This window comes from Rhodopila sp. (assembly GCF_965277825.1).
Taxonomy (GTDB): domain Bacteria; phylum Pseudomonadota; class Alphaproteobacteria; order Acetobacterales; family Acetobacteraceae; genus Rhodopila.
Genome location: NZ_OZ255846.1, coordinates 3,216,871 through 3,241,500, shown reverse-complemented (window position 1 = coordinate 3,241,500; position 24,630 = coordinate 3,216,871). Strand labels below are relative to the sequence as shown.

Below are 24,630 nucleotides of genomic sequence, written 5' to 3'. Positions count from 1 at the left end.
ATAGCCGATGGGATCGCCGCGGCAACGCAGCGGCGGCTGAACTTTCCGTGGTCGGGGGCGGGCGACTTAGCCAATGGCCAATTTGCAGCCGCCCTGGTCGATCGGGCGGAACGCCTCGGCGCCGGGGACGGTGCGCTTGAGGGTGTAGTAATCCCATGGTTGCTTGGACTGTTGCGGCGACTTGACCTCGAACAAGTACATGTCGTGGATCGCGCGTCCGTCCTTGCGCACCCAGCCTTTGCCGAAAAGCGGATCCTCGGTCGGAGTCGCTTTCATCTGGTCGATCACGGCGCGGCCACTCGCCTTGGCCTTGGCCTGGCCGACCGCGAGGCAGGCCTTCAGGTAGTGGGTCACCGCCGAGTATTGGCCGGCGTGCACCGATCCCGGCATGTTGCCCGGCATCAGCTCGGCGAAGCGCTTGGCGAAGGCGCGGGTGCCGTCGTTGGTGTCCCAGTAGAACGGTTCGGTCAGCAGCACGCCCTGTGCCGCGGCGAGACCGACGCCGCGCACGTCGTGGAGCAGGAACAGCAGGCCGGCGATCTTCTGGCCGCCCTTCTGGATGCCGAACTCGGCGGATTGCTTGATGCAGTTCACCGTGTCGCTGCCGCCGTTGGCGAAGCCGATGACCTTGGCGCCGCTGGCTTGCGCCTGCACCAGATGGGAGGAGAAATCGGTGGTGCCGGGAAATGGCGCCAGTGCCTGGCCCAGCACCTTGCCGCCGGCGGCGGTGACGAAATTGGCGGCGTCGGTTTCCAGCGAATGGCCGAAGGCGTAGTCGGCGGTGATGAAGAACCACGAGTTGCCGCCCTCTTTCACCGTTGCATCGACCACGCCGTGCGGCATCGACCAGGTGTCATAGGCCCAGTGCAGGTGATTGGGCCCGCAATGCTTGCCGGTGATGTCGGCCGAGGCGGCGCCGTTGAAGATCGCCGCCTTGTCCTTTGCCTTGACCATGTCGCTGATGGCGAATGCCGCCGACGACAGCGGCACGTCGGTGATCAGGTCGACGCCTTGGTTGTCCAGCCAGTCGCCGGCGATCCCGACCGCGACGTCGGGCTTCAACTGCAGGTCGGCGGATACCAGTTCGACCTTGAGGTCCGGGTGCAGCCGGGCGAAATCCTCGATCGCGAGCCTGGCCCCCGCGACCGAGCCGGGGCCGGTGTTGGCGGCGTAGGCGCCGACCATATCGGTTAGGACGCCGATGCGGATCGGCCGGCCTTGGGCGCTTGCGGTGCGTGGCAGGGCGACAGCGGCGAGGCCGGCGGCAAGCACGCCGCGGCGCGGCATGGATCGGTTCATTTGTTGCCTCCCAGTTTTTTTACGCGGGGGCAGCCTGGTTCCGATCGTTGGATTAGGCAAGGCGCCGGTTGGCGGCCCGTGCCGCCCCGGCAGACATCGCGCCTATGGCGCGCCCCAGCAGACGAAGTGGGGGTTGTCCCAGCCAGGCTTGCCGTAGCGCAGAGCGTGCCCGTCCAGGGTCTGCACCCGTCCGCCGGCTGCCAGCAGCACGGCGTGCGGGGCGCAGGTGTCCCACTCCATGGTGCGGCCGAAGCGCGGGTAGAGGTCGGCTTGGCCTTCGGCGAGGCGGCAGAATTTCAGGCTGGAGCCGAAATTGACAATTTCATGGACGCGGCGGCCGGCGAGGAAACCGTCGAGCCGAGCCTGATCGCCGTGATGGCGGCTGGCGACGACGGTCAGCCCGTCGGGCGGTGGCGGGCGGGCGGCGATCGGGGTGCGCGTGCCATCCTTGGCTCGCCATGCGCCGACCCCGACGATGCCGCCGAAGACTTCGCCCTTGGCGGGGACGCCGACCACGCCGAGCACGGGTTTGGTGTTGCGCACCAGGCCGATATTGACGGCGAAATCATCGCCGCCGGCGGTGAACTCGCGGGTGCCGTCGAGCGGGTCGACCAGCCAGAACTCTGCTGTCGCGGCGGTGACTTTGCCGGAAGCCGCTTCTTCCTCGGCGATGATGCTGCAGCCGGGGAGTGCCTGACGCAGGCCGGCCAGGATGATGGCCTCGGCGGCGTGGTCGGCCTCGGTCACGACGGATTGGTCGGGCTTGTGGTGGACCTTGAATCCGCGGTCGCGGATGGCGCGGATTTCGACCGCTGCCTGTTGCGCCAGAGAGGCCGCCAGGTCGAGCAGCGCGGTATCGTCCATCATACCGGTTCAGCGGTGCGCTGGCGGCGTCGGGTTCTGGACTTGCGCGGGGTTACGCTGCGGGTTGGCGCGGGTTGGGTGAGCACCGGGGTGGCCTCGACGGGGGACGCGCGATTGAGCAGCATATCGGCGGTTTCGTAAACCAGGTTGGGTTCGAGGAAGTGCAGGCAGGCCAGGGCGCGCGGGCAATCCTCGGCGTTGGCGAGATAGCACGGGCTGCAGGTCATATTGCGCCGCAATGCCACCGCGTTCGGGCCGATCGGCCCCCATTCCACCGGATCGACCACGCCCGAGTGGATGCCGATGGTCGGGATGCCGACCGCCGCGGCGATGTGCTTGGGGCCGCTGTCGTTGCCGATGTACAGCACGCAGTTTTTCAACAGGCGCGGCAGGTCGGCGAGCGAGGTCTTGCCGGCCATCGAGACCACCGCGGCCGGATGCTGCACATTGGCCTGCAGCGACAGCGCGACGTCGACCTCGTCGGGACCCCCGACCAGCAGGATGTTGACGCCGTTGTTGGCGATCAGCAGGTCGATCAGCGCCGAGAAGTGCTGTTCCGGCCATTGCTTGGTGATGTTGCCGGCGCCGGGGTGCACCGCGACCACCGGCTTGGCGAACAAAGTCCGCACCGGGTCGGGAAGTTCGTCCAACGGCATCGCGTCGGGGCCGGGGCTGATGATTACTCGGTCGGCTTCGGCGGCGTGGCCGATGGCGTTGACCAGCGCCAGCAGGTCGTCGACCACATGGCTGCGCTTGCGCTGCAACGTCCGGTCGCCGTCCCAATCCAACGCGATGTCGAGGAAGGGGAATTGGCCGAGATAGTCGAACCCGGCGAGGAAGCGGGCTCCAGTGTGTTTCAGCACGTCGCGGGTGGACAAATGCTTGCGCAGATCGACCGCGAGGTCGAACCGGTATGGCTGCAACTGCGCGGCGAGTTCGGCGTAGTCGTCCGGGGTAAGTTCACGCTCGCCTAGCTGGGAGCGGGCGTGGAAGAAGGCGAACGGGATGAATTCGTCGATGCACGGTTCCAGCGAGACGAAGGCGCGCGAGGCGGGGCCGGCGAGCACGGTGATGCTTGCGTGCGGGAACAGTTTTTTCAGCCGGCGGATCGGCGGCAGGGCGGTGACGAAGTCGCCGATATGATCCAGCTTGACCACCAGGATGCGCTGGATGTCCTCGGCCAGGAACATCGGCGCGCCGGAGACCACCCAGCTTACCGGTTCGTCGTCGGGGCGATAGTCGTCGGCATGTCGTGACAGGCGCGGATTGAAGTACGGATCGCCGGCGGCGAACGTGTTTTTCCACGCGGCGTTGAAATGGGTCAGGTCGAACACGTCTTTCAAATTGGCTCGGCTGGCCAGTTCGTAGTGGATCAGCGTGGCGTAGGGGGTGAACACGGTCAGCAGTCCGGCGCGATGGGCGCGCAGGCAGAAGTCGAGATCGTTGTTGACGATCTGGTGCGCCTCGTCGAACCGGCCGAGCCGTTCGAAGGTGTCGCGGCGGACCAGCATGCAGGCGCCGGTGACCGCCATGACGTTGCGCTGGGTGAGCGCGAGGCCGAAGTAGCAGGGGTCGTCCGAGGCGGCAAAGCGGAACGCGTGGCGGCCAATCCCGTTATTGGCAAGAAACATGCCGGCGTGCTGTACCTTGCCGTCGCGATACAGCAGTTGAGGGCCGGTGATGCCGACTTCGGGGCGGCCGGCATGCTCCATCATCGCGTCCAGCCAGTCGTCCTGGATGATCTCGATATCGTCGTTCAGGAACAGCAGGTATTCACCGCTGGCGGCGGCGGCGGCGCGATTGTTGAAGACCGACCAGTTGAAGGCGTCGGGGATGTCGACAACCTTGTCGGCGTGCTGCGCCAGCCAGACTTTCCAGGCGACATCGGCGGCCGGGATGTTGTCGATGCAGACGATTTCGTAGTCCGGATAGGTGGTCTTGGCGCGCAGCGTGTTGATGCAGGTCTCGATATAGCCATGCGCGGCGCAGGTCGGGATGATGATGGACACCCTGCCCTGCTCCGCTCCGGTCCGCTTGACGCGCCAGGTGCCGGGAATTGCGGTTGCCAGCACCGATCCTTCGATATCGCGGCGCTGCAACGCGCGTTGCAGCGCGGCGTGTTGCTGGGCGGCGGCGTCCAGTTCGACGGCACCACGCTGGCACAGCAGTTTGGGGATATGATGGACGCCGTCGGCCAGTTCCGCGCAGCGCAGCAGCAGGTCGTATTCGCCGTGGGCGACCAGGCTGGCCGGCGTGGCTTGGGTCTTCGCCAGCAGCGCGGCGGTGGCGACCCAGGGGCGGCCGATGTAGTTGGTGGACAGCAGCAGGTCGGGCGAGAAATCCGGTTTGAAGAACGGCTCGTTTTCGTTGCTGACCGGACTGACGCGGACCTCGTCGGCGTATAGCAGGTCGCGATCGGGGTGGCGTCCGCTGGCTACCGCGAGTTCGGCCAAGGCGTCCGCGCCCGGCTCGTCGCCGGGCAGCAACAATGAGTACAGCAGCGGGTTTCTATCGTGCGCATCGGCCAGCGGTGCGGACCACGCGGCGTTGGATGGCGTGATCACGCTGAAGCGGTGGCGCAACGCCGCAGCCGCGGCATCAATGACCGCGGTGGTTTCGGCGGCGACGTGGTCGTCGGCGGCCAGCAGCAGGACGGTCCAGTCGGCATAAGGCTGTCGTCGCAGTGCGTCGAGAGTTGTCCGCAGCCGGTCGGGCTGAACCGATCTGTCCTGGCGCATGACGAAGCGGAACGCCGGGCGGTATTGAAGGCCGGCCAGCAACGCGGCGATCATGTCGACCTCGACCCTGGGAACGCGGCGGCGGATCGCGGTGGCGGAGTCGTGCTGATCCTCGGCCTTTTTTACGGTGATCTGAAACGACCGGGTCAGCCGCACGTCGTTATTGGCGCGGATCCGCAACTCGACGGTGTGGCCGCCATCGCGCAGGCTGCGTGGCGGGCAGTGAAACGCATAGCCGGCGCGCAGCGCGTTGGGCCATTCCGGGAAGGCCGATCCGACATCTTGCCTGGCCAGGCCGTGATGGGCATCGCCGAGGCGCTGATCGTCGAGAAAGATCTCGAAGCTGGCGACGCCGGAGCGGGTCAGCAGCCAGCCGTCGATGGTCAGCCGGCCGGTGACGATGGCGACCGCGGTGCCGTTCGCCACCGTCGGGCTGTCCAACTCGAAACGGAACTCGGCGGCTTGTTCGGCCTCGGGAGGCGGCGGCGCGTGTTCGGGAATCGCGGCCGGGGTGGCGACGGTGTCGATGCGATACTCGGCCTGATTGCCGTGCAGGTTGCGTGCGATGACGGCGACCTTATGTTCGCCTTCGCAGTGATCGCGCACCTGCTTCTCGAAGCGGTAGCCTGACAGATGCGACATCGGCAGATCGTTGAAGGCTTCGCCGACATCGAGACGTTCATGCCCGAGGCTGGCTAGCCCCACCTCCTGTTCGTCGAGCAGGATCCGCACCTGGACGATGCCGACGCCGCAGACCGCCCAGCCATCGACCGACAACGTCCCATCGCCGCTCAGCGTGGCTTCATCGCAGTGCATGCGGATCTCGGGCGATGGGGCTTGTGGAGCGGAGGCCTTTGCAGCCGGGGGATCGCCGGGTGTCGATAGCTTGGGGTCGGCGAGCAGCAACCCCGGGCGCGGCTCCGCCATCCGGAATTCTGCGCTGAGCCGGTAGGCCGGCGCTCGATCGGACAACGAGAACGCCAGCGGGTGCAGCAGGTTCGCGGCTTGGGCGAATTCCAGGCCGGCGTGGCGGGCGGCATCGGGCGCCGCGAGGCGTTCGACTGGAATGCTTTCCTGGTGTCCGAACCCGTTGGGACAAACGATGCGGGCATGGATGTAGCCGGCGGCGCGGGCGGTGTCGTCAAGCAGCGTGGTCAGGCTGAAGCCGGACGAGCGGGCATTCGGATAGGCTGGAAACGCCGAGCCGACATCCTCGCGCTGGGCGCCCAGCGAGGCCTCGGCAAGTTCGCTGTCGTCGGCGTGGACTTGCACCGCCAGGATCGGCCCCAGCGACACTGCCCATCCAACGACCCTGGCGAATCCGTCCGGGTCTATCGTTCCGCTTTCGATATACATGACCGTATGCGGGCGAGAGCCGCCTTTCAGCACGCTGGTCGGGCCGGCGATGACCGCGACCTGATGGTCCGTCGCCGGGTCGATCTCGATCCGGAAATCCTCGGCGTATTCGACGTCGTCTTCGGCGCTGGCGATGATCTGGAAGGCACACTGTTCGACGCGTCCGTCGCCCGGGCGCGGCAGGTTGAACTGGAATGCCCGATGGTAGGCTGGCGCCGGATTCGCGGTCGCGACGGTCGGGCGTTCGGCTTGGTCGTAGAACGCGGCGCTGGTGACCCAGTCACCGAACTGGAGCCTGATCCGCCGGATCGGCGCCGCGCTGGTGGCGCGGCCGCGGATCATAACGTCGAAGCGGCCCCGCATGTAGCCGCCGGATAGTTGCGGGTCTATCTCGATGGCGATACGAGGTTCGATGGCCATCGCGAGTTGCTTGCCGGGGCGTCGCTCGGTTGGCTTGCGAGGGGCACGGGACCTGGTCTGCGATGCCGGCGGTTTAAGCGTCATACGACGGGTGTCCCATTGAGGGCTTGCGCTGTGCGTCAGAGCATCATTGTCGGGTCGCGACCAGCGGCGGCGGAGCCAGGTTCGGCAGTGCTTTACAGACCGAACGGAAGCCGGCCCTCGCGATAGCCATCCTTGTTGAAATGTTCCTGCGCCGAACTGACAGCGCCGTTGCGGATGCTGTCGGCGACATCGGGATTCTCTGTCAGGTACCAACGCTCGTCTATCAGGATCGGAAACGGCAGGCGGCCCTCGAAATAACCGTCATCGACGAAATGCTGCTTGGCGGAGCTGATGACGCCGGATTCGACCGCGCTGCCGATGTCTTCGTAGGTGCGTGCGTACCATGTCTCATTGACCTCCACGCCGCGGATCATCGTCCGCAAAATCTTCACGAAGTCCTCGTATGAGACATTGACGCGAAGCTCTCCCCGCACCGTGGAGATCTCGATCGAGCGGCGGATCAGTTCGAAGGGCGGAAGGTATTTCACGTGCTTTCCTTGACGGGTTGAATCGGAGGTCAACGGCACAACCAATAACGATTTCACGGCTGGGATGGAACCTGCGTCGGCGACTTTTTTGCAGGTGCAGCATTGTCGCCGATCCTGCTATAGATTGCCGCCGTGTCGTGGCTGATCGGCGGCGGCCGTTGAACGGTTGGCAGCCAGTGGACGGGTTGCAACCGGCACGGTCTACCGAGAATGGGTCTACCGGCAGGGGTCTTCCGAGAGGGTCGCCGCATGAAGCTCAGCCTGGTCAACAGCAGCCGGACGTCACCGCCGACCGATAGCGAGCTGGCGACGATCGTGCGGACGTTTCACAACGCGAGGGTGCTGGTCATCGGTGACGTTATCCTGGACCGCTATGTCACCGGCGCGGTGCAGCGCATATCGCCCGAGGCGCCGATCCCGGTGCTGCGTCCGGCGGAGCATCACTGCACGCTTGGTGGAGCGGCGAACGTGGCGTTGAACATCGCCACGCTGGGCGGGGAGGCGATCCTGGTTGGTGTCATTGGCAACGATAGTGCCGGTGAAGACATCGACCGGCTGCTGCGAGCGACGCCAGGCGTCACCTCGGCGCTGGTGCGGATCGCCGGTCGGCCGACCACGTGCAAGACCCGTTTCATGACGGGATCGCATCAGCTTCTCCGGCTGGACGAGGAGACCACGGCGCCGCTGGACCAGGCTGGGCTGGTCGCGGTGATGGCGGCAGTCGAGGCCAGCCTGGGGGCGGTCGACGTGGTGGTGCTGTCGGACTACGCCAAGGGCGTGCTGTGCGATGGCGCGCTGGACGCAATCCTGGCGCGCACGGCGCGGACCGAACAGGTGGTGATTGCCGATCCGAAGCGGGCGGATTTTACCGCCTACCGAGGCGCTGCGATCCTGACGCCGAACGAGCACGAGGTGCGCGTCGCCACGCGGATCGAGGCGGAACACGACACCGAGGCCGATCGCGCTGGGCGGGTGGCGCTGGAGGCGACCGGCGGTGAGGCGGTGCTGGTCACGCGTTCGGCCAACGGCCTGACCCTGGTGTGCCGCGACCTGGAGGCGCTGCATCTGCCGACCAGGGCGCGCGAGGTGGCCGACGTTTCGGGCGCGGGCGACACGTTGGTCGCGGCCCTGGCGGTTGCGCTGGGCGCCGGGGCGGCGCTGGCGGACGCGGCGATGCTGGCCAATGCCACCGCCGGGATCTCGGTCAGCAAGCCAGGCACCGCGACGGTATCACGCCAGGAGCTGCTGGATGCGTTGCACCTGGATGACCTGGTGGCCACCGATCGCAAGGTGGCCGCACTGGATGAAGCGATCGAGAAAGTCGCCGACTGGCATCGTCGCGGCCTGAAGGTCGGCTTCGCCAACGGCTGTTTCGACCTGATCCATCCCGGCCATGTTCGGCTGCTGAATGACGCGCGCGCCGCCTGCGACCGGTTGATCGTGGCGCTGAACAGCGATGCCTCGGTCAAGCGGCTGAAGGGGCCGACGCGGCCGCTGCAGAACGAGATGGCGAGGGCCACGGTGATGGCGTCGATGGCGCCGGTCGATCTGGTGACGCTGTTCGACCAGGACACGCCGCTGGAGATGATCGAGGCGTTGCGGCCGGACGTGTTGGTGAAGGGGTCGGATTATAGCGTCGAGCAGGTGGTGGGCGGCGACCTGGTGCGGTCCTGGGGCGGCAAGGTCGTGCTGGTCACCCTGCGTGAGGGCCACAGCACGACCGGCACGATCCGCCGGATGACCGCTGCGCAGTGACGGGATCAGGGGGCGCCGGCGCGTGGCCGGTCCGGGGTGCTAGTTTCCCGAGTCTGAAGTTCGCCATATCGGGCGAACGTCCGTCTCGCGACGCTAGCGTTATTTTCAGTGCCCGGCGTTACGCTGCGCGGCCTGCGAGCGTCAGCGCGCCTGCTGGATCGCCGACAGGATCCAGTGACCGCCGTGGGAGCGCACGAAGGTCCAGATTTCGGTCGCGGTGACGTGCTCGTCCGGGCTGCCGTCGACCACGCGTCCGGTGGCGTCGCGGGTGACGTCGACCATCGAGAAGCGCATCGCCACGGTGGCGTAGTCGCGGCCCTGCTCGGTCCAGGCCTGCGACAGGTCGCCTGACACCAGCGTGACGTCATCGACCACGGTGCGTACGCCTCGGCTGACCTGTTCGGTGAGCTGTTCGGCGAAATAGTTGACCATTTCAGGCGTTGTCATGGCTTGCAGACCGTTCAGGTCGTGTGCGCTCCAGGCTGCCTGGATGCCCTTCAGCAATTGCTCGAACTGCTGGTAGTCGGTTTGGCCGATGGCGATTGGGGGCGGCCCCGAGGCGCGCCCGCCGGCTGGCGTGGGGCCGGCGCCGGGCATGGCGCCGCGGCCGAACATGTTGGGGCCGCCGGCGGTCTGCGGGGCGCGGCTGGCCATGAAAGTACGGAACAGGAACCGCACCACGACGACCACCAGGAAGATTTGCAGCAGCAGGCCAAGGAAGCCGAACATCCCGAGGCCGCCGCCCATGAAGCCGTGACCGAACAGCATGCCGCCGATACCCGCACCGATCAGTCCGCCCATCAGGCCGGACATGAAGCCGGACCCGGACCGCTGGAAGCCCGGGGATGCGTAGCCGGGCGACGGTTGATAGCGCGGGGTCATGCTGCGCTGCATCGGCGAGGCCGAATAGGGCGCGGTATTGGTGGACGGCGGTGCCGAATAGGTCATGCCGCCACGGCTGCCGAACGAGCCGCCGCCGCCGGCGCGGGCGTCGGCCAGCCCGGGCGACAGGGCCAGCGCCGCGACGGCGAGGGCGGCAAGCAGAACAGAGATGCGACGCATGGCGGTACCGCCCAAAGGTTAAGGCCCAAAGGTCAGGGCTCAAAGGTCATGGCCTGCGAATATGGTGTGTCAGGGGTGCCAAGGCCAGGGGATGGTCAGCGACGGCTTGCTGTGGCGCAATGTGGCGCTGCCCGCTTCCGCCTCCCCGAGGCAACACTGGCCCGCGCGGCGAAACGTGGTGTGCCGCCGGCGTGGTTTCGCTCCGGTTCGGTGGCGAGGCCCCGCGCAACGTCTTGATAACATGGACCCGGATGCCCGACCCTATTCCGCAAGACGGCCTGCGCGGGCCGCGCCTGGGCGCCGCGGTCACCACCCTGGTGATCGCCATTGCCATGGCGTCACTGGATACCTCGATCGCCAATACCGCGCTGCCGACCATCGCCGCCGATCTGAACGCCAGCCCGGCGGATTCGGTGTGGGTGGTGAACGCTTATCAACTGGCGATGGTGATCTCGCTGCTGCCATTCGCGTCGCTAGGTGAGATCATCGGCTATCGGCGGGTCTATATCTGGGGACTTGGGGTGTTCAGCATCGCGTCACTGCTTTGCGCGATGAGTTGGTCGCTGCCCAGCCTGACGGTGGCGCGGATCATCCAGGGCATCGGCGCCAGCGGCATCCTGAGCGTGAACACCGCGCTGATCCGCTTCATCTATCCGTCGAAATCGCTGGGCCGGGGGGTGGGCAACAACGCGTTGGTGGTCGCGGTGTCGACGGCGATCGGGCCGACGGTTGCGGCCGGCATCCTGTCCCTGGGTCCCTGGCAATGGCTGTTCGCGATCAACGTGCCGCTGGGCGTGTTGGCGTTTGCGCTGGCGTTTCGCGCGCTGCCGGACACCAGGCGGGCGCCGCACCGCTTCGACGGCGTCAGCGCGGCGCTGAATGCCGCCACCTTCGGCTGCCTTATCTTCGGCATCGGCGAGGCGGCGCATGCCGCCAGCCCGTGGCTCACGGTGTCGGTGCTGGCGATCGCGGCGGCGTCCGGCGGAGCGCTGATCCATCGCCAGCTCGGGCTGCCGGCGCCGATGCTGCCGGTGGACCTGTACCGCCGACCGATGTTCGCGCTGTCGTCGCTGACCTCATTTTGCTCGTTCGCTGCCCAAGGATTGGCGTTCGTGGCGCTGCCGTTCTATTTCCAGACCGTGCTTGGCTTCAGCGCGGTCGAGACCGGGCTGCTGCTGACGCCGTGGCCGCTGATGACGGCGATCGCCGCGCCGATCGCCGGTCCGCTGTCGGACAGCTCTCCGCCGGCGATCCTGGGCGGGATCGGGCTGGCGATCCTGGCGGCGGGCCTGACCTTCATCGCCATGCTGGGCAGCCATCCCGGCGTTGGCGGCATCGTCTGGCGGATGACCGTGTGCGGCACCGGGTTCGGGTTCTTCCAGTCGCCCAACCTGAAGGCGATCATGTCGAGCGCGCCGGCGGAACGCAGCGGCGGCGCCAGCGGGATCGTCGCCACGTCCCGGCTGGTCGGGCAGGCGTTCGGAGCGGCGCTGGTGGCGCTGTGCTTCGGCATCTCGATGCGGCTTGGCCCGTCGCTCGCGCTGGCTGCGGCGGCGGTGTTCGCGGCGGCGGGCAGCCTGGTCAGCTTCTCGCGGCTTGCGGCCACGCCGTTCAAGCCGGCGATGCGCCCGACCATGAAGCCGGTGAAGTAACGGTTACCTTTGTGGGGTCGCCGCCCCGCCCGGATCGGCATGCTGCCAGCGCGCTTGCAGACCGCGCTTTAGCTAGTTGTTTTGCCGTATTATTCACCCGGAATGGGACGGTTCGGCTCGGCGCGATCCTGGTTTATTCTTCGGTTTGGAAGTCGGCTGCGGGTGACGCGATGTTGCGGCGCACATATTTCAGTATGTTCACGCGAGCGTGCGCACGATTGTATTCAATCCGCCAAGACATAGCGATTTTGTTTCGTTATCGGCGACGCGGGATATTGACAAGAAGCGAGCTTTGTCCGAAACGGCATTCCGCGTGGAAGCCTCTCCGCGCGGACTATTGCGAGACCACAGAGGCGGATGATCAGGAGGGACGATCATGAAGGACGTGTGGCAGCCGGTCGCCGGCACGCGGTTCTTTTCCCGCAATGGGGAAGGACTGTATGAACGCCTGACCGAGCAGCTATATCTGCGGGTGGACGATGTGGATGAGACCGACGCGCGCGAGGTGTGCGGCCGGTTTGCCGACGCGTTCGAGGCGCGTGCCCCGGTCCGAATGGTCGCCTGACACAGGACCGGCAGCCGGTCCAGATCGCAACCGAGAGTTGAATTACCCCTAGTAACGAATAAGTGATCCAGGGTCCAGATCCGGGGTTTATTCCGCCCGGATCAGGCCGCGCTGGCTAGGTGCATCGATAAACCCGAGAACCTCCGCTACCAGGGGATCGTCACCGAACTTCGCCCGCGTCGCTTCCAGGCGCTGGGCGAATACGCCCTGCTTGCTGAAGAGGGCGCGGAACGCGACGTGCAGGCGTTGCACCGCGGCTTTGTCGAAGCCGCGGCGACGCAGGCCGATCACGTTCAGCGCGGCGAGGCGGGCGCGGTTGCCGATCACGCTACCGAACGGAATCACGTCGCCCTCGACGCCGGAGACGCCGCCGATCATCGCCGCCCGGCCGATCCGTACGAACTGGTGGATCGCCGCCGACCCGCCGACCACGGCGTGGTCACCGATGGTGACGTGACCGCCCATCACCACGTTGTTGGCGACAATGACATGGTTGCCGAGCTGGCAGTCATGCGCGACGTGGACCACGTTCATCAACATGCAGTCGGTACCGACCCTGGTCACGCCGACACCGGTAGCGGTGCCGCGATGCACGGTGCAATGTTCTCGCACCAGGGTGCGGGCGCCGATCTCGCAAGCGGTGGGCTCGTCGCGATATTTCATGTCCTGCGGTGCCAGGCCGACGGTGCAGAACGGAAACAACTGGGCGTCTTCGCCGATGCGGGTGTGACCCTCGACCACGACGTGGGAAATCAGCTTGGCGCCGGCCTCGATCACGACGTTGGGCCCGACGGTGCAGAATGGGCCGATTGCCACGCCGGGGCCGATTTCGGCACCATGTGCGACGATCGCGGTCGGGTGGATGCTGGCGCGACGGGTCGCGTGCAGGCTGTTGTCGATCATTGAATCCATGTGGTTCCGTTTCGTGGCGCGAATCTAGACGTGAGATCGCGGCCAAACTATGGGCGGCCTGGTTGGCCACCAACTCAATCATTGTTGCCGGATGTATCCGGTGTCATGTTGTAACGCTCTGTTTCATCTGGCATTTTAGCGTGAGCAGCCGAAAATACCAAGGCCGGGGACGGCTTGGGCACAAATCGCCGATCAGGACGTCGGGGCGCGGTCCATGATCATGGCGGAGTAGGTCGCTTCGGCGACCGCTACGCCATCGACCCGGGCGATGGCATGAAATCTCCAGACGTTGCCGCGGCTGCGCTGCTTGACGATATGCACCCGCAACTGGTCGCCCGGCACCACCGGGCGGCGGAACTTCGCACCCTCGACCGACATGAAATAGACCAGCTTGCCGGCGGCGTCGCCGCCGAGGGTCTCGACCACCAGCACGGCGGCTGTCTGCGCCATGCATTCGATGATCATCACGCCGGGCATCACCGGGTGGTTGGGGAAATGGCCGGCGAAGAAGTTTTCGTTGGCGGTGACGTTCTTGATGCCGATGGCGGAGCTGTTCAGCACGACTTCGACCATCCGGTCCAGCATCAGGAACGGATAGCGGTGCGGGATATCGTGCATGATGCGATGGATACCGATCAGCTCGATGGTCTTGCCTGGTGCGGTGTTGCCCGGTGCGGGGGTCCCGGTGGCGGGCGTATGGGCAGATTCGGTATCCATGATGTTCAATCCGCGTCCCGGTTCGTTCTTGCGCCTGGCTTGTCGTGTCGGGGCTTGTCGTGTTGGGGTTTGTCGTTTCGGGCCGGAATACCGCCGTCGCGGATCCAACGTCGGATGGTTGCGACTTCCTTGAAGAAGCTTTTCACCGGCTGGGCCGGACTGCCCAGCATTTTCATGTTCGGCGCCACGTCGGCCATCACGCCGGCCTTGGCACCGATGCGCGATCCGCCGCCGATCCGGAGATGTTCCGCCAGGCCCGCCTGCGCCGCCAGAACGACGTGATCCTCCAATACTGTCGATCCCGCTACGCCAGACTGGGAGACCAGCACGCAAGCCTTGCCGATGCGGACGTTGTGTCCGATCTGCACCAGATTGTCGATGCGCGTGCCGGCACCGATCACGGTGTCCTCCAGCGCGCCGCGATCGATCGTGCTGTTGGCGCCGACCTCGACGTCGTCTTCGATGGTGACGCGGCCGAGCTGGGGCACGGTATGGAAGCCGTCCGCGGTGATGGCGAAGCCGAACCCGTCCTGGCCGATGCGGGCGCCGGGGTAGATATAGACCCGGTCACCGAGCAGCGCATGCGACAGGCTGGCGTGCGGGCCGATGCGCACGTCCCAGCCGATCCGCACGCCATCGCCAATCACCGCCATGGCACCGATGCGCCCGCGCGGTCCGATCAGCACATTTTCTCCGATCACCGCCAGCGGCCCGACCTCTACGCTCGGGTCTATGTGGGCCGAGGCGGCGATCACCGCGGATGGGTGGATGCCGGGCTTGACGGGTGGGGGGGGATGGAACAACCCGGCCACCCTGGACCAGGCGACCAGCGGATCGGCGGCAACGATGGCGACAGTGTCGGTGGGCACCTGGTCTTTCATGTCCGGATGCACGATCACCGCCGCCGCCTTGGTTGCCGCCAGCGCCGGCAGGTATTTGCGGTGATTGACGCAGAAGCTGACGTCGTCACTCGTCGCGTGGGACAGCGGGGCGATACGATGCAGCATCAGCCGGCGCGGGGGCGCCTGCGCCCGGTCGCCGTCGCCGCCAGTTGCGTCGACCACGGCGGCGAGGCTGTGTGGCCCGACGTGCCGGAAAAACCGCGGGTCGCCCGCCAGTTCCGGACGGGTCTCATCCGATGCTGTTGGGCCCGGCGCCACGGGTCAGTGCTTCTGTGCCGGCTTCGCGGCGGCGGTGGACGCTGCCGCCGGCGTGGCCTGGCCGGCTGGCGCCGCTTGCGTCGCCATCGCCAACGGGGAGACTCCGTCAGGCGGGACAATCACGCTCGGCAACGCCTTGTTCAGTACCTCGGCAACCGCCGGGGTCAGGTCGAAATCGGCGGTGGTGCCGAGGATCTGCGCCCGGTTGAGCACGAGATTGATGCCGCGCGACAGCGCTACCTGCTGGGCCGCCTGCTCCATCGTGCGGTTGATCTGCAGCATGACGTATTGGCCAGCCTCCTGGATGATCCGGTTGCGCTCGCCGAAGCGTCGCTGCGCCTCGGTTGCGCGATCCTGGATTTCCTTTTCCTTGGATCGGATTTGCTCGGGCGACAGCTTGGAGCGTTCGGCGGCGAACGCCTGGCCGAGGTCACGCAGCGCGCCCTGTTCCTTTTGGGCGTCCTCGTTGAGCTTCTGGCCGCGCGCATTGAGTTCCTTGTAGGCGGCCTGATACGCGGTGGAGACGCGCAGCACATCGGGCACCGACAGGATGCCAACGATGGCGGCCGGGGTCGCCTGGCCCTTCGGCATGGGCGGTATTTCCGGCGCCGGGGGTAGCTGGAACTGTGCCGGCGGGCCGCCGGCGCCGGCCTGTTCGGCCTCGCCCGGCAGCGGCAATACGCCGGGCGGCCCAGCCGGCATCGGCGCGGGTCGCGGCGCCGGCCGGGACGGTGGGGGTGCGGCGGCGGGGCGAGTCTGCCCGGGCACGAACCACTGCGTTTGCTGCGCGAAAGCCGCCAGCGGACTGACGATCAGCCCGAGCGCGATGGCCACGCCGGTTGCCTTGATGAAGCCGCCTTTGATGTCGCTTTGAATCACTAGAACCTCGTGCCGAAGCCAAACCGGAAAATCTGTGTCTGGTCGCCTGGTTGCTTGTACACAAACGGCGCCAAGTCAACATTTATCAAGCCGAAACTGGTGCGCCAGGAGATGCCGACACCGGCACCGACGCGCGGCGTGGAGGAGGATTGGACATCGCAACTCACCCCTGGGGAGACGATGCAGGAGCCGCTGCGGAACGATGAGTCGGTCAACGCGCCGACATCGACGAACGCCCGCCCGGTCAATCCCAGGTCTGGAGAAACCGGCAGCGGGTAGCGCAGCTCGGTGGTCTGGGTCCACAGGAAACGGCCGCCCAGCGGATCGCCCGAGTTGGTGTCGTGCGGCCCCGCACCACCGGTCTGGAAGCCGCGCAGATTGTCGCCGCCGAGGAAGAAGCGGTCGATGATTTCCTCCCTCCCGCCGGGCAGCAACGCCATGTAGCCGGTACTGCCGGAAAACTTCAGACCCCAGTCCGGATTGCCGAATTCGCGTTCCAGCGGGATGTAATAGGCGGCGTTGAGGTTGCCGCGGACAAACCGCGCGTCGCCGCCGAGACCGGCGAAATCGGTTCCGCCTTCGATGATATAGCCGGAATGCGGATAGATCTTGCTGTCGCGGTAATCCAATGTCAGCACTTGGCTGACCTGGGACAACAGCGTGGTTCCCGCCTCGTTCAGGATGAACGGACTGGCGCCGGTCTCGACGTTGTAAACCCGGCGATCGACGAGCGAGTAGCTCCAGGTCTGGCGCAAATGTTCGTTGAACGCGTAGCCCAACCGCAGGGCAAAACCGGCACGGCTTTCGTCGTATGGTTCGGTGCCCAGGAAGTTGGTGTTGATCAGGAATACGTCGGCCCCGGCGACCAGGTTGCGATCGAGGAAATACGGATCGGTGATCGACGAATTGATCGAGCTGCGACGCTGCGCCAGCACGCCGTTGATGCTGGCGTTGACGCCGGTGCCGACCAGGTTTCGCTCCGCCAGGCCGATATCGACCAGCGCGCCGGCATCGGTCGAGTAACCGCCGCCGAGCGACAGTTCGCCGGTGGCCTTTTCGGCGATGGTAGTCTGCAGGATGGCCTTGTCCGGCGCATCGCCAGGATTGGTGGCGATATCGACGGTCTGGAAATAGCCCAGATCGGTCAGCCGGGTCTTGGTCCGGCGCACCGCCTCGGCGCTGTACGGGTCGCCTTCGGCGAGCTGGAATTCGCGGCGGATGACCTTGTCCTCGGTGCGGGTGTTGCCGACGATGTCGATGCGCTCGACATAGACCCGCGGTCCCTCGCCGACGTCGAAGGACAGATCGACGATGTGCTTCTTGGTATCGCGGCTGACCCTCGGTTTCACGTCGACGAAGGCATAGCCGCGGTCGTGCACCTCCTTCTCGATCATATCGGCGGTGCGGCCGACGGCATCGCCGTCGTACCAGTCGCCGGGTGCCAACTGCAGCGCTGGTCGCAGGTCCTGCTGGGTCAGCTTGCGGAGCTGGATGTTGATGTCGACCTTGCCGACCTTGTAACGGGCGCCCTCGCTGATGGTGAACGAGACGAAAAATCCCTTGCGGTCGGGCGAGAGTTCCGCGCTTGCATCGACGATCTGGAAGTCGGCGTAGCCGTTTTTCAGGTAGAACCGGCGAAGCAATTCCTTATCGAACGCCAGCCGTTCGGGATCGTATTGATCGGCGGTGGACAGGAAGCGCCACCAGCGCGATTCGCGGCTGTCGATGACCTCGGCCAGCCGGTCCTCGCTGAACGCCTTGTTGCCGTTGACCACGATCTTGCTGATCAGGGTGGCAGATCCCTCGTTGATCTGGAACACCACGTCGACACGGTTCTGCTCGAGCCGGATCACCTTGGGCTCGACTGTGGCGTCGTAGTAGCCGCGCTTGGCGTACATATCCAGGATGCGCTGGCGGTCGGATTCAGCCAGCGCTGGGGTGAACACGGCGCGCGGTCGCAGTTGCAGTTCGGTGTGCAACTGGTCGTCGCTGAGCTTGTGGTTGTTTTCGAACGCCACCCGGTTGACGATCGGGTTTTCCGCCACGCGCACCACCAGCGTGTCGCCGACGCGGCCTAGGCGGACGTCCTGGAACAGACCGGTGGCGTAGAGTGTCTTCAGGCTGCGGTCGATACGATCGGGGTCGAACGGGTCACCCGGCTGGACCAGCAGATAGGACCGGATCGTGCCGTCCTCGATACGCTGGTTGCCTTCGACCTTGATCGATTCGATGACGCCACCGGATCTTGCTGGAGCGGGCCGGGCCGGAGCGGGTCGAGCCGGCGCCGGGTGGCGTCTGGGGATGGGAGTTTGGGCGGCGGCGGTTCCGATGACCAGCAGGGACATCAGGCAGGCGGCGACCAGCCGCACAGCACGGATCGTCAACAAAAGGCGGTTCCCCCCAACGGCGCCGCCCGACGGCGCACAGGCTTCAAAGCATGCTCGTAACGACAATGCAGGCAGGTGAGTTTGTGCGCTAATGACGAGCTGGGGCGCACCATAACGACGGGTCGCGAGCGATGCTAGTGGCGGACTTGGTCGATGAACGATCTGTCACTCATCGTGTAACTTATTGATCGCAATCGGCTATTATTGCCATGAGCAAGGACGGATCTGGGCTGAGCGGCGGTCGGGAGGGGGGTTTTCGGCGACTCGGGTGCCGTTGCCGGTCGGCTGCCGGCTGGATGGTCCGGCCAGGGTGTATAGACAATTGTCGGGGACGCCGCACTATGGTTGCGCCGGCGCTCGGCCGCGGGGATTACCGGTCGCGTGCCGAGCGTCGCGGGGTTTGCCGCGGGGTTTGCCGCTGCGGCGCGATCAGCCGATCAAGTTGGCGACCCAGCGGAACAGTCCGAGGTGGGTGAGGTCGTTCCAGGTGGCGAAAACGAACAGACAGGCGAGGAATGCCAGCCCGGCGCGGAAGCCGTATTCCTGGGCCCGCTGCGGCAGCGGGCGGCCGCGCAACGCCTCGGCCAGGTAGAATAGCAGATGGCCGCCGTCGAGCACCGGGATCGGGAACAGGTTGATCAGGCCGAGGTTGACCGAAAGCACGCCGATGAACGAGATCAGGCTGGCGATGCCAAGCTGCGCGATCTGGCCCGACATCTGCGCGATCCGCAACGGACCGCCGAGCTCGTCGGTGCCGCGGCTGCCGCGGATCATCTGCGCCAGCCCGCTGAAGGTTTCCGCGGTGATGGTCCAGGTCTGCGTCACGCCACCCCAGAGCGCGGCGGGCACACTGACGTGGTGATATTCGACCGCGCCGCCGCGCACACCGAGCAGACCGACCTGCTGACCGCCCGAGGTCCGCGCCTCGGTAGTGACCTGGACCTGGCGGTCGGCGCCATCGCGCTTGATCGTCATCGCCAGGGTCTTGTCCGGGTGTGTGGTGATGATGCGCTGCAGGTCCTCGAAGGTGTTGATCGGCTGGTCGGCGATGGTTTCCACCCGGTCGTTCGCCAGCAGGCCGGCGCGGGAGGCGGCGCTGTCGGGCAATACTGCGCCGATGACGGGCAGCGTGACGGGGGTGCCGAGGGCGATGAACAGGCCAGAGAACAGCACGATCGCCAGCAGGAAGTTGGCCACCGGGCCGGCCGCGACGACGATCGCGCGGGATAGCACCGGCTTGTCGTGGAAGGTCTCGCCGGGAACCCAACGGGCACGAACCTCGTCTTCCACGTCCTCGGGTCGTTCCTGGCCGTGCAGCTTGACGTAGCCGCCAAGCGGCAGCCACGCCAGCTTCCAGATCGTGCCGTGACGATCGGTCCATGACGCGATGGCGCGCCCGAAGCCGATCGAGAATGCTTCCACCCGCACGCCGCGCCAACGGGCCGCCAAATAGTGGCCGAATTCGTGCACGAAGACGAGGACGCCAAGCACGACGACGAAGGCCGCGGCGCTGCGAACGAAATCGAGGATGGGTGTCAGCACGGGAATGGCTTTCGCAACGAGGTGGTCACACGGCGTGGGCGGGCAGCGCCTGGCTGGGGGGCAGGTCGGACCTCCGACTTGCGCCGGCGGCCGGATTTGACCGGACATGGGCGGCGATCAGGTCGTCGGCGATGCGGCGCGCACGGGCGTCGAGCGCGATCACCTGATCCAGCGTATCGGCCTTCGGCGTTCCCAACCGCTGCAACACCCGCTCCGTCGTTCTTACGATGTCCAGAAAGCCGATGCGCCGATCCAGGAATGCGGCGACCGCGACCTCGTTCGCCGCGTTCAGAATGGTGGGAGTTCCGCCGCCGGCTTGCAATGCCTCACGGGCGACCCGCAGGGCCGGGAAGCGGATCAAATCCGGGGCCTCGAAGTCGAGCCGGCCGAGCGCGGTGAGATCGAGCCGTGGCGATACGGTTGCCAGGCGTTGCGGCCACGCCAGGGTGTGGGCGATCGGGATCCGCATGTCGGGTGAGCCGAGTTGGGCCAGCACCGAGCCGTCATGGTAGTGGACCATGCCGTGGATCACCGATTGCGGATGCACCAGGACCTCGATCCTGGTCTCGGCCAGGTCGAACAGGCGGGCGGCCTCGATCACCTCCAGCCCCTTGTTCATCATGGTCGCTGAATCGATGCTGATCTTGGCGCCCATCGACCACACCGGGTGGCGCAGCGCCATTTCGGGCGTGGCCTGGGCCATCTGGTCGAGGCTGGCGGTGCGGAACGGGCCGCCGGACGCGGTGAGCACGATCTTCTCGACCGCGCCGCGGTTGCCGTCGGCGAGCGACTGGAAGATGGCGTTGTGCTCCGAATCGACCGGCAGCAGTGTCGCGCCGGCGGTGCGCACGGCGTGCAGCATGACGTCTCCGGCGCAGACCAGCGCTTCCTTGTTGGCCAGGCTGACACATCGGCCACGGCGGATCGCCGCTAGCGTGGGGGCGAGCCCGGCGGCGCCGGTGATCGCCGCCATGGTCCAGTCGGCATCCAGCGCGGCGGCGGCGATCACCGCCTCGCTGCCGGCGGCGGTCTCGATGCCGCTGCCGGCGAGGGCGTCACGCAGGGCGGCGTAGCAGGCCGGATCGGCGACCACGGCGATCTGGGCGCGCAGCGCCTTGGCCTGTTCAGCGAGCATCGCGGCGTTGCGCCCGGCGACCAGGGCGCGGACCTGGAAGCGGTCGGGGTCGGCGGCCAGTAATTCGATGGTCTGCGTCCCGACGCTGCCGGTGCTGCCGAGGACGGTGATGGAACGCGCCGATCCAGGCGAGACTGGCCCAGATGAGACTGGCCCAGGCGAAACGGGGCAAGTATGACCGGCGTTCATTTCCACAGCACTACTCCAGGTCCTAGGATCAGCGCCAGTAGGGCCGTCGCTGGGGCGGCGGTCAACACTGCGTCGAGCCGGTCCAGCAGGCCGCCGTGACCGGGGATCATCGAACCGGAATCCTTGACGCCGAACTGGCGTTTCAGGTGGCTCTCGAACAGGTCGCCGGCCTGGGCGATGACGGCGATCAAGGCGGCGAATCCGGCGGGGCGGGGCGAACCGAGCCCGTGGCCGAGGACCACGGATGCGGCGAACCCCACGGCGGCGGCGGCGGCGACCCCGCCAAGCGCGCCGGACCAGGTTTTGGCCGGCGAGATGCTTGGCGCCAGCTTCCAGCCGCCGAACGCTCGGCCGGCCATGTAGGCGCCGACATCGCTGGCCCAGATCACCAGCAGCAGGACGAACACATTGGCAATACCGGAGCCGGGTTGGCGCCGCAGCCACACCAGCGCCAGCGCTGCCGGACCTAGGTAGGGGATGCCGAGATAGCGGATGCCGAGATAGGGGATGCCGAGATGAGGGATTTCGGGCACGAGCCGGCGCTGGCGATCGAGCGCCAGGCCGGATGCGGTGGCGACGGCCAGCAGGGCAAGCGCCGGGGCCGGGTAGCCGCATTCGGTAAGCGCCACCGCCAGTGGCGGGGCGGCGAACAGCAGAGCGAACAGCGGCGTGGCGGGAGGCGATGGGTGCTTGGCGCACAGTACCAGCCATTCGTAGGACAAACCGATGCTGATCAGCGCGATCAGCCCGGCGAACGCCAGGCCGCCGATCCAGATACAGCCGAGCGCCAGCGGCGCCAGCACCGAAGCGGACAGGATCCGCAGCCGTAGATCACCCCAGCGCGGCGCCGGCGGGCTGACCCGCGGGATGTCCTGAACGGCTGGGACATGATCCGACGGGTGGTCGTGCGCCGCTGGGTCAGTCCTTGCGAGCACCAAACCTGCGTTCCCGCCTGGCGAACTCTTTCAGTGCCGAGTTGAAATGGGCCTGGTCGAAATCCGGCCACAGCACATCGAGGAACACCAGTTCCGCATAGGCCGCCTGCCATAGCAGGAAGTTGGACAAGCGCTGCTCGCCGGAGGTGCGGATGACCAGATCGGGATCCGGGGTGCCGGCGGTGGCGAGGAAGCTGGCGAACACATCCTCGCCGAGGTTGCCGGCCTCGAGGCATCCGGCGCGGGCCGCTTCCAGGGCCGCGCGGGCCGCCGCGGCGATTTCGGCACGGGCGCCGTAGGATAGCGCGATGGTCAGGTTGAGGCGGGTATTTTCCGCGGTATCGCGCTCCGCCACCGCCAGGTCGGTCTGGATATCGGTATCGAACCGGCAGCGGTCGCCGATGAAACGAAGCCGCACGCCGGACTGTTTCAATTCGGCGACTTCGGAGCGCAGGTAGCGCCGCAGCAGGCCGGTCAGGTCAGTGATTTCGCCTGCGGGGCGGCGCCAGTTCTCGCTGCTGAAGGCGTAGATGGTCAGCCAGGAGACGCCGGAGCGGATCGCGGATTCGACGGTGCGGCGGACCGCCCGCGAACCCTCGCGGTGTCCAGCGATGCGCGGCAGGCCGCGCGACTTCGCCCATCGGCCGTTGCCGTCCATGATAATGGCGACGTGGCGCGGCGTGATCTGACGCTCGGCACTGGCGCCGATCGGGCTGAACTCGGCGACGTCCTGGGACGCCGCGACGGCTGATGACACGTCGACCTCCGACATGAAGCCCGGGGCTGCCCGCTTGGTGATCAAAGGCACTGGTGCCGTGACCCGCCCTCAGACCTGCCTGATGTCCTTTTCCTTATCCGCGAGCGTTTCGTCCACCTTTTTAATGAATTGGTCGGTCAGTTTCTGCACCTCGTCGGACCAGTTCTTGGCCAGGTCCTCGCCGATTTCGTGCTTCTTTTCGTGGCCCTTGATCTGTTCCATGCCGTCGCGCCGCACCCCGCGCACTGAAACCTTTGCGCCCTCGGCGTATTTGTGCGCCATCTTGGCCAGTTCGTTGCGCCGTTCGGTGGTCAGTTGCGGGATCGGCACCCGGATCATCATGCCGTCTGTCGCCGGGTTGAGGCCGAGGCCGGAATCGCGGATCGCCTTCTCGACCGACGATACCATCGACTTGTCCCAGACCTGTACGGTCAGCATGCGCGGTTCCGGGGTGCCGACGGTGCCGATCTGATTGAGCGGCATCTCGGTGCCGTAGGCGGTCACCTTGACCGGTTCCAGCAGGCCGGGATGGGCACGTCCGGTGCGCAGCCCGGCGAATTCGCGGCGCAGCGTTTCCAGCGCGCCGTCCATGCGGCGGCTGAGGTCCTGTTTCAGGCTGTTCAGGTCCGCGGTGGCCATGATGCTGCCTCCCTACTCCTTCTGGTTGTTCGATCGCGGGCCGGGTCGAAGCGTCGGTTCGGGGCGATCATGGGGTCATTGTTCGAGAGGGCGATTCACGGTTTTGGTATGCCACCAAAAGCGATCGCACTCTAGTGTCCCGAGTCTGAAGTCCGCCATATCAGGCGAACATCAGCCTCGCGACTCTACCTCTTGGCCTGCTGATCCCATACGTCCGCCGCGAAGTGCGGCGAACTTCTGAGGCAGGGCACTAGCGCTCGACGATGATGGTGAACGCGCCCTCGCCGCGCATTACCTGGGCGAAGGCGCCGGGGGCGTGGATGTTGAATACGATGATGGGCAGGTGGTTTTCGCGCGCCAGGCTGATCGCGGCGGCGTCCATGACGCCGAGGTCGTTGGCCAGGACGTCGAGGTAGGACAGTTGCTGATAGCGCGTGGCGTCCGCCACCTTGCGCGGGTCGGCGGAATAGACGCCATCGACTTGGGTGCCTTTCAGCAACGCGTCGCAGTTCATCTCGGTGGCGCGCAAGGCGGCCGCGGTGTCGGTGGTGAAGAACGGGTTGCCGGTGCCGGCGGCGAAGATCACCACCCTGCCCTTTTCCATGTGGCGTTCGGCACGGCGGCGGATATAGGGCTCGCACACCGAGGACATCGGGATGGCCGACTGCACGCGGGTCGGCACGTCGCACTTTTCCAGCGCCGATTGCACCGCGAGCGCGTTCATCACGGTTGCCAGCATGCCGATGAAGTCGGCCTGGGCGCGGTCCATGCCGGACGCGGCGCCCGATACGCCGCGGAAGATGTTGCCGCCGCCGATCACCACCGAGACTTCCACGCCCATGGCGACGACCGCCTTGATATCGTTGGCGATGGCGCTGACCATGTCATTGTCGAGGCCGAAATCGCGGCGCCCCATCAGCGCCTCGCCGGACAATTTTAGGAGCACACGCTTGTAGACAGCAGGCGGTGTCATGCGACTCCCTTGGGGTTGTTTGGGGCACTGCGGGCCGGGCGCACCCTAGTGATACCGCAGGTCGCGAACAAGCCGCGGTTCGGCCATTGGATGAATGAGATCGGACGTCGCGGCGAATCAAT

Annotated in this window: 19 protein-coding genes; 3 read left to right on the top strand and 16 right to left on the bottom strand. The window is 66.4% G+C overall.

Annotation, left to right across the window (positions count from 1 at the left end):
* Positions 1–66: 66 nt before the first annotated feature.
* From ACQY4T_RS15985 to ACQY4T_RS15970, 4 genes are all read right to left on the bottom strand, one after another.
* Positions 67–1,299, bottom strand: a complete 1,233-nt coding sequence (locus ACQY4T_RS15985) for an ABC transporter substrate-binding protein (RefSeq protein WP_428532435.1) — start codon at positions 1,297–1,299, stop codon at positions 67–69.
* A gap of 102 nt (positions 1,300–1,401) precedes the next feature.
* Positions 1,402–2,163: a 3'(2'),5'-bisphosphate nucleotidase CysQ gene (gene cysQ / locus ACQY4T_RS15980; RefSeq protein WP_428542923.1), complete on the bottom strand. Its 762-nt coding sequence runs from the start codon at positions 2,161–2,163 to the stop codon at positions 1,402–1,404.
* Complete coding sequence (locus tag ACQY4T_RS15975; RefSeq protein WP_428532432.1) at positions 2,163–6,677, bottom strand: glycosyltransferase family 9 protein; 4,515 nt, start codon at positions 6,675–6,677, stop codon at positions 2,163–2,165. The genes cysQ and ACQY4T_RS15975 overlap by 1 nt, the downstream gene beginning before the upstream one ends.
* A 176-nt stretch (positions 6,678–6,853) precedes the next feature.
* A complete protein-coding gene (locus tag ACQY4T_RS15970; protein WP_428532429.1) occupies positions 6,854–7,249 on the bottom strand; it encodes a hypothetical protein in 396 nt (131 codons plus the stop codon).
* A gap of 249 nt (positions 7,250–7,498) precedes the next feature.
* Here ACQY4T_RS15970 and rfaE2 point away from each other — a divergent pair, with 249 nt between their 5' ends.
* Positions 7,499–9,004 (top strand): D-glycero-beta-D-manno-heptose 1-phosphate adenylyltransferase, encoded by a 1,506-nt coding sequence (gene rfaE2 / locus ACQY4T_RS15965; RefSeq protein WP_428532426.1) that lies wholly within the window; start codon positions 7,499–7,501, stop codon positions 9,002–9,004.
* Between the two features lie 141 nt (positions 9,005–9,145).
* Here the strand turns inward: rfaE2 and ACQY4T_RS15960 are convergent, their stop codons facing one another.
* Positions 9,146–10,066, bottom strand: coding sequence for a Tim44 domain-containing protein (locus ACQY4T_RS15960; protein WP_428532423.1), 921 nt, complete (start codon positions 10,064–10,066; stop codon positions 9,146–9,148).
* A gap of 251 nt (positions 10,067–10,317) precedes the next feature.
* On the opposite strand from ACQY4T_RS15960, the gene ACQY4T_RS15955 reads away from it, so the two are divergent.
* Together ACQY4T_RS15955 and ACQY4T_RS15950 are read left to right on the top strand one after the other, a co-directional pair.
* Positions 10,318–11,718, top strand: a complete 1,401-nt coding sequence (locus ACQY4T_RS15955; RefSeq protein ID WP_428532420.1) for an MFS transporter — start codon at positions 10,318–10,320, stop codon at positions 11,716–11,718.
* Positions 11,719–12,094: 376 nt separating this feature from the next.
* Complete coding sequence (locus tag ACQY4T_RS15950; protein ID WP_428492011.1) at positions 12,095–12,283, top strand: hypothetical protein; 189 nt, start codon at positions 12,095–12,097, stop codon at positions 12,281–12,283.
* 87 nt (positions 12,284–12,370) lie between these two features.
* On the opposite strand, the gene lpxA is transcribed toward ACQY4T_RS15950, so the two are convergent.
* The 11 genes from lpxA to pyrH all read right to left on the bottom strand — a co-directional run bounded on the left by lpxA (position 12,371) and on the right by pyrH (position 24,508).
* Positions 12,371–13,195, bottom strand: coding sequence for an acyl-ACP--UDP-N-acetylglucosamine O-acyltransferase (gene lpxA / locus ACQY4T_RS15945; RefSeq protein WP_428532417.1), 825 nt, complete (start codon positions 13,193–13,195; stop codon positions 12,371–12,373).
* Positions 13,196–13,387: 192 nt separating this feature from the next.
* Positions 13,388–13,912, bottom strand: a complete 525-nt coding sequence (gene fabZ, locus ACQY4T_RS15940) for a 3-hydroxyacyl-ACP dehydratase FabZ (RefSeq protein WP_428532414.1) — start codon at positions 13,910–13,912, stop codon at positions 13,388–13,390.
* Positions 13,913–13,917: 5 nt separating this feature from the next.
* Entirely contained in the window at positions 13,918–15,072 is a 1,155-nt protein-coding gene (gene lpxD, locus ACQY4T_RS15935) for a UDP-3-O-(3-hydroxymyristoyl)glucosamine N-acyltransferase (protein ID WP_428532411.1), read from the bottom strand.
* Positions 15,073–15,075: 3 nt separating this feature from the next.
* A complete protein-coding gene (locus tag ACQY4T_RS15930; RefSeq protein WP_428532408.1) occupies positions 15,076–15,951 on the bottom strand; it encodes an OmpH family outer membrane protein in 876 nt (291 codons plus the stop codon).
* On the bottom strand, positions 15,951–18,335 hold the full coding sequence (gene bamA / locus ACQY4T_RS15925; RefSeq protein ID WP_428532405.1) for an outer membrane protein assembly factor BamA: 2,385 nt from the start codon (positions 18,333–18,335) through the stop codon (positions 15,951–15,953). The genes ACQY4T_RS15930 and bamA overlap by 1 nt, the downstream gene beginning before the upstream one ends.
* Before the next feature lie 432 nt (positions 18,336–18,767).
* Positions 18,768–19,868, bottom strand: a complete 1,101-nt coding sequence (gene rseP / locus ACQY4T_RS15920; protein WP_428542920.1) for an RIP metalloprotease RseP — start codon at positions 19,866–19,868, stop codon at positions 18,768–18,770.
* 37 nt (positions 19,869–19,905) lie between these two features.
* The gene (locus ACQY4T_RS15915; RefSeq protein WP_428532402.1) at positions 19,906–21,204 is read right to left on the bottom strand and encodes a 1-deoxy-D-xylulose-5-phosphate reductoisomerase; all 1,299 of its coding nucleotides are present in this window, start codon (positions 21,202–21,204) and stop codon (positions 19,906–19,908) included.
* Positions 21,201–22,139, bottom strand: coding sequence for a phosphatidate cytidylyltransferase (locus tag ACQY4T_RS15910; RefSeq protein WP_428532399.1), 939 nt, complete (start codon positions 22,137–22,139; stop codon positions 21,201–21,203). Before ACQY4T_RS15910 ends, ACQY4T_RS15915 begins: the two co-directional genes overlap by 4 nt.
* The gene (gene uppS, locus ACQY4T_RS15905; RefSeq protein ID WP_428542917.1) at positions 22,123–22,797 is read right to left on the bottom strand and encodes a polyprenyl diphosphate synthase; all 675 of its coding nucleotides are present in this window, start codon (positions 22,795–22,797) and stop codon (positions 22,123–22,125) included. Before uppS ends, ACQY4T_RS15910 begins: the two co-directional genes overlap by 17 nt.
* Before the next feature lie 168 nt (positions 22,798–22,965).
* On the bottom strand, positions 22,966–23,535 hold the full coding sequence (gene frr, locus ACQY4T_RS15900) for a ribosome recycling factor (RefSeq protein WP_428532396.1): 570 nt from the start codon (positions 23,533–23,535) through the stop codon (positions 22,966–22,968).
* 250 nt (positions 23,536–23,785) lie between these two features.
* On the bottom strand, positions 23,786–24,508 hold the full coding sequence (gene pyrH / locus ACQY4T_RS15895) for a UMP kinase (RefSeq protein ID WP_428532393.1): 723 nt from the start codon (positions 24,506–24,508) through the stop codon (positions 23,786–23,788).
* Between the last annotated feature and the right edge of the window lie 122 nt (positions 24,509–24,630).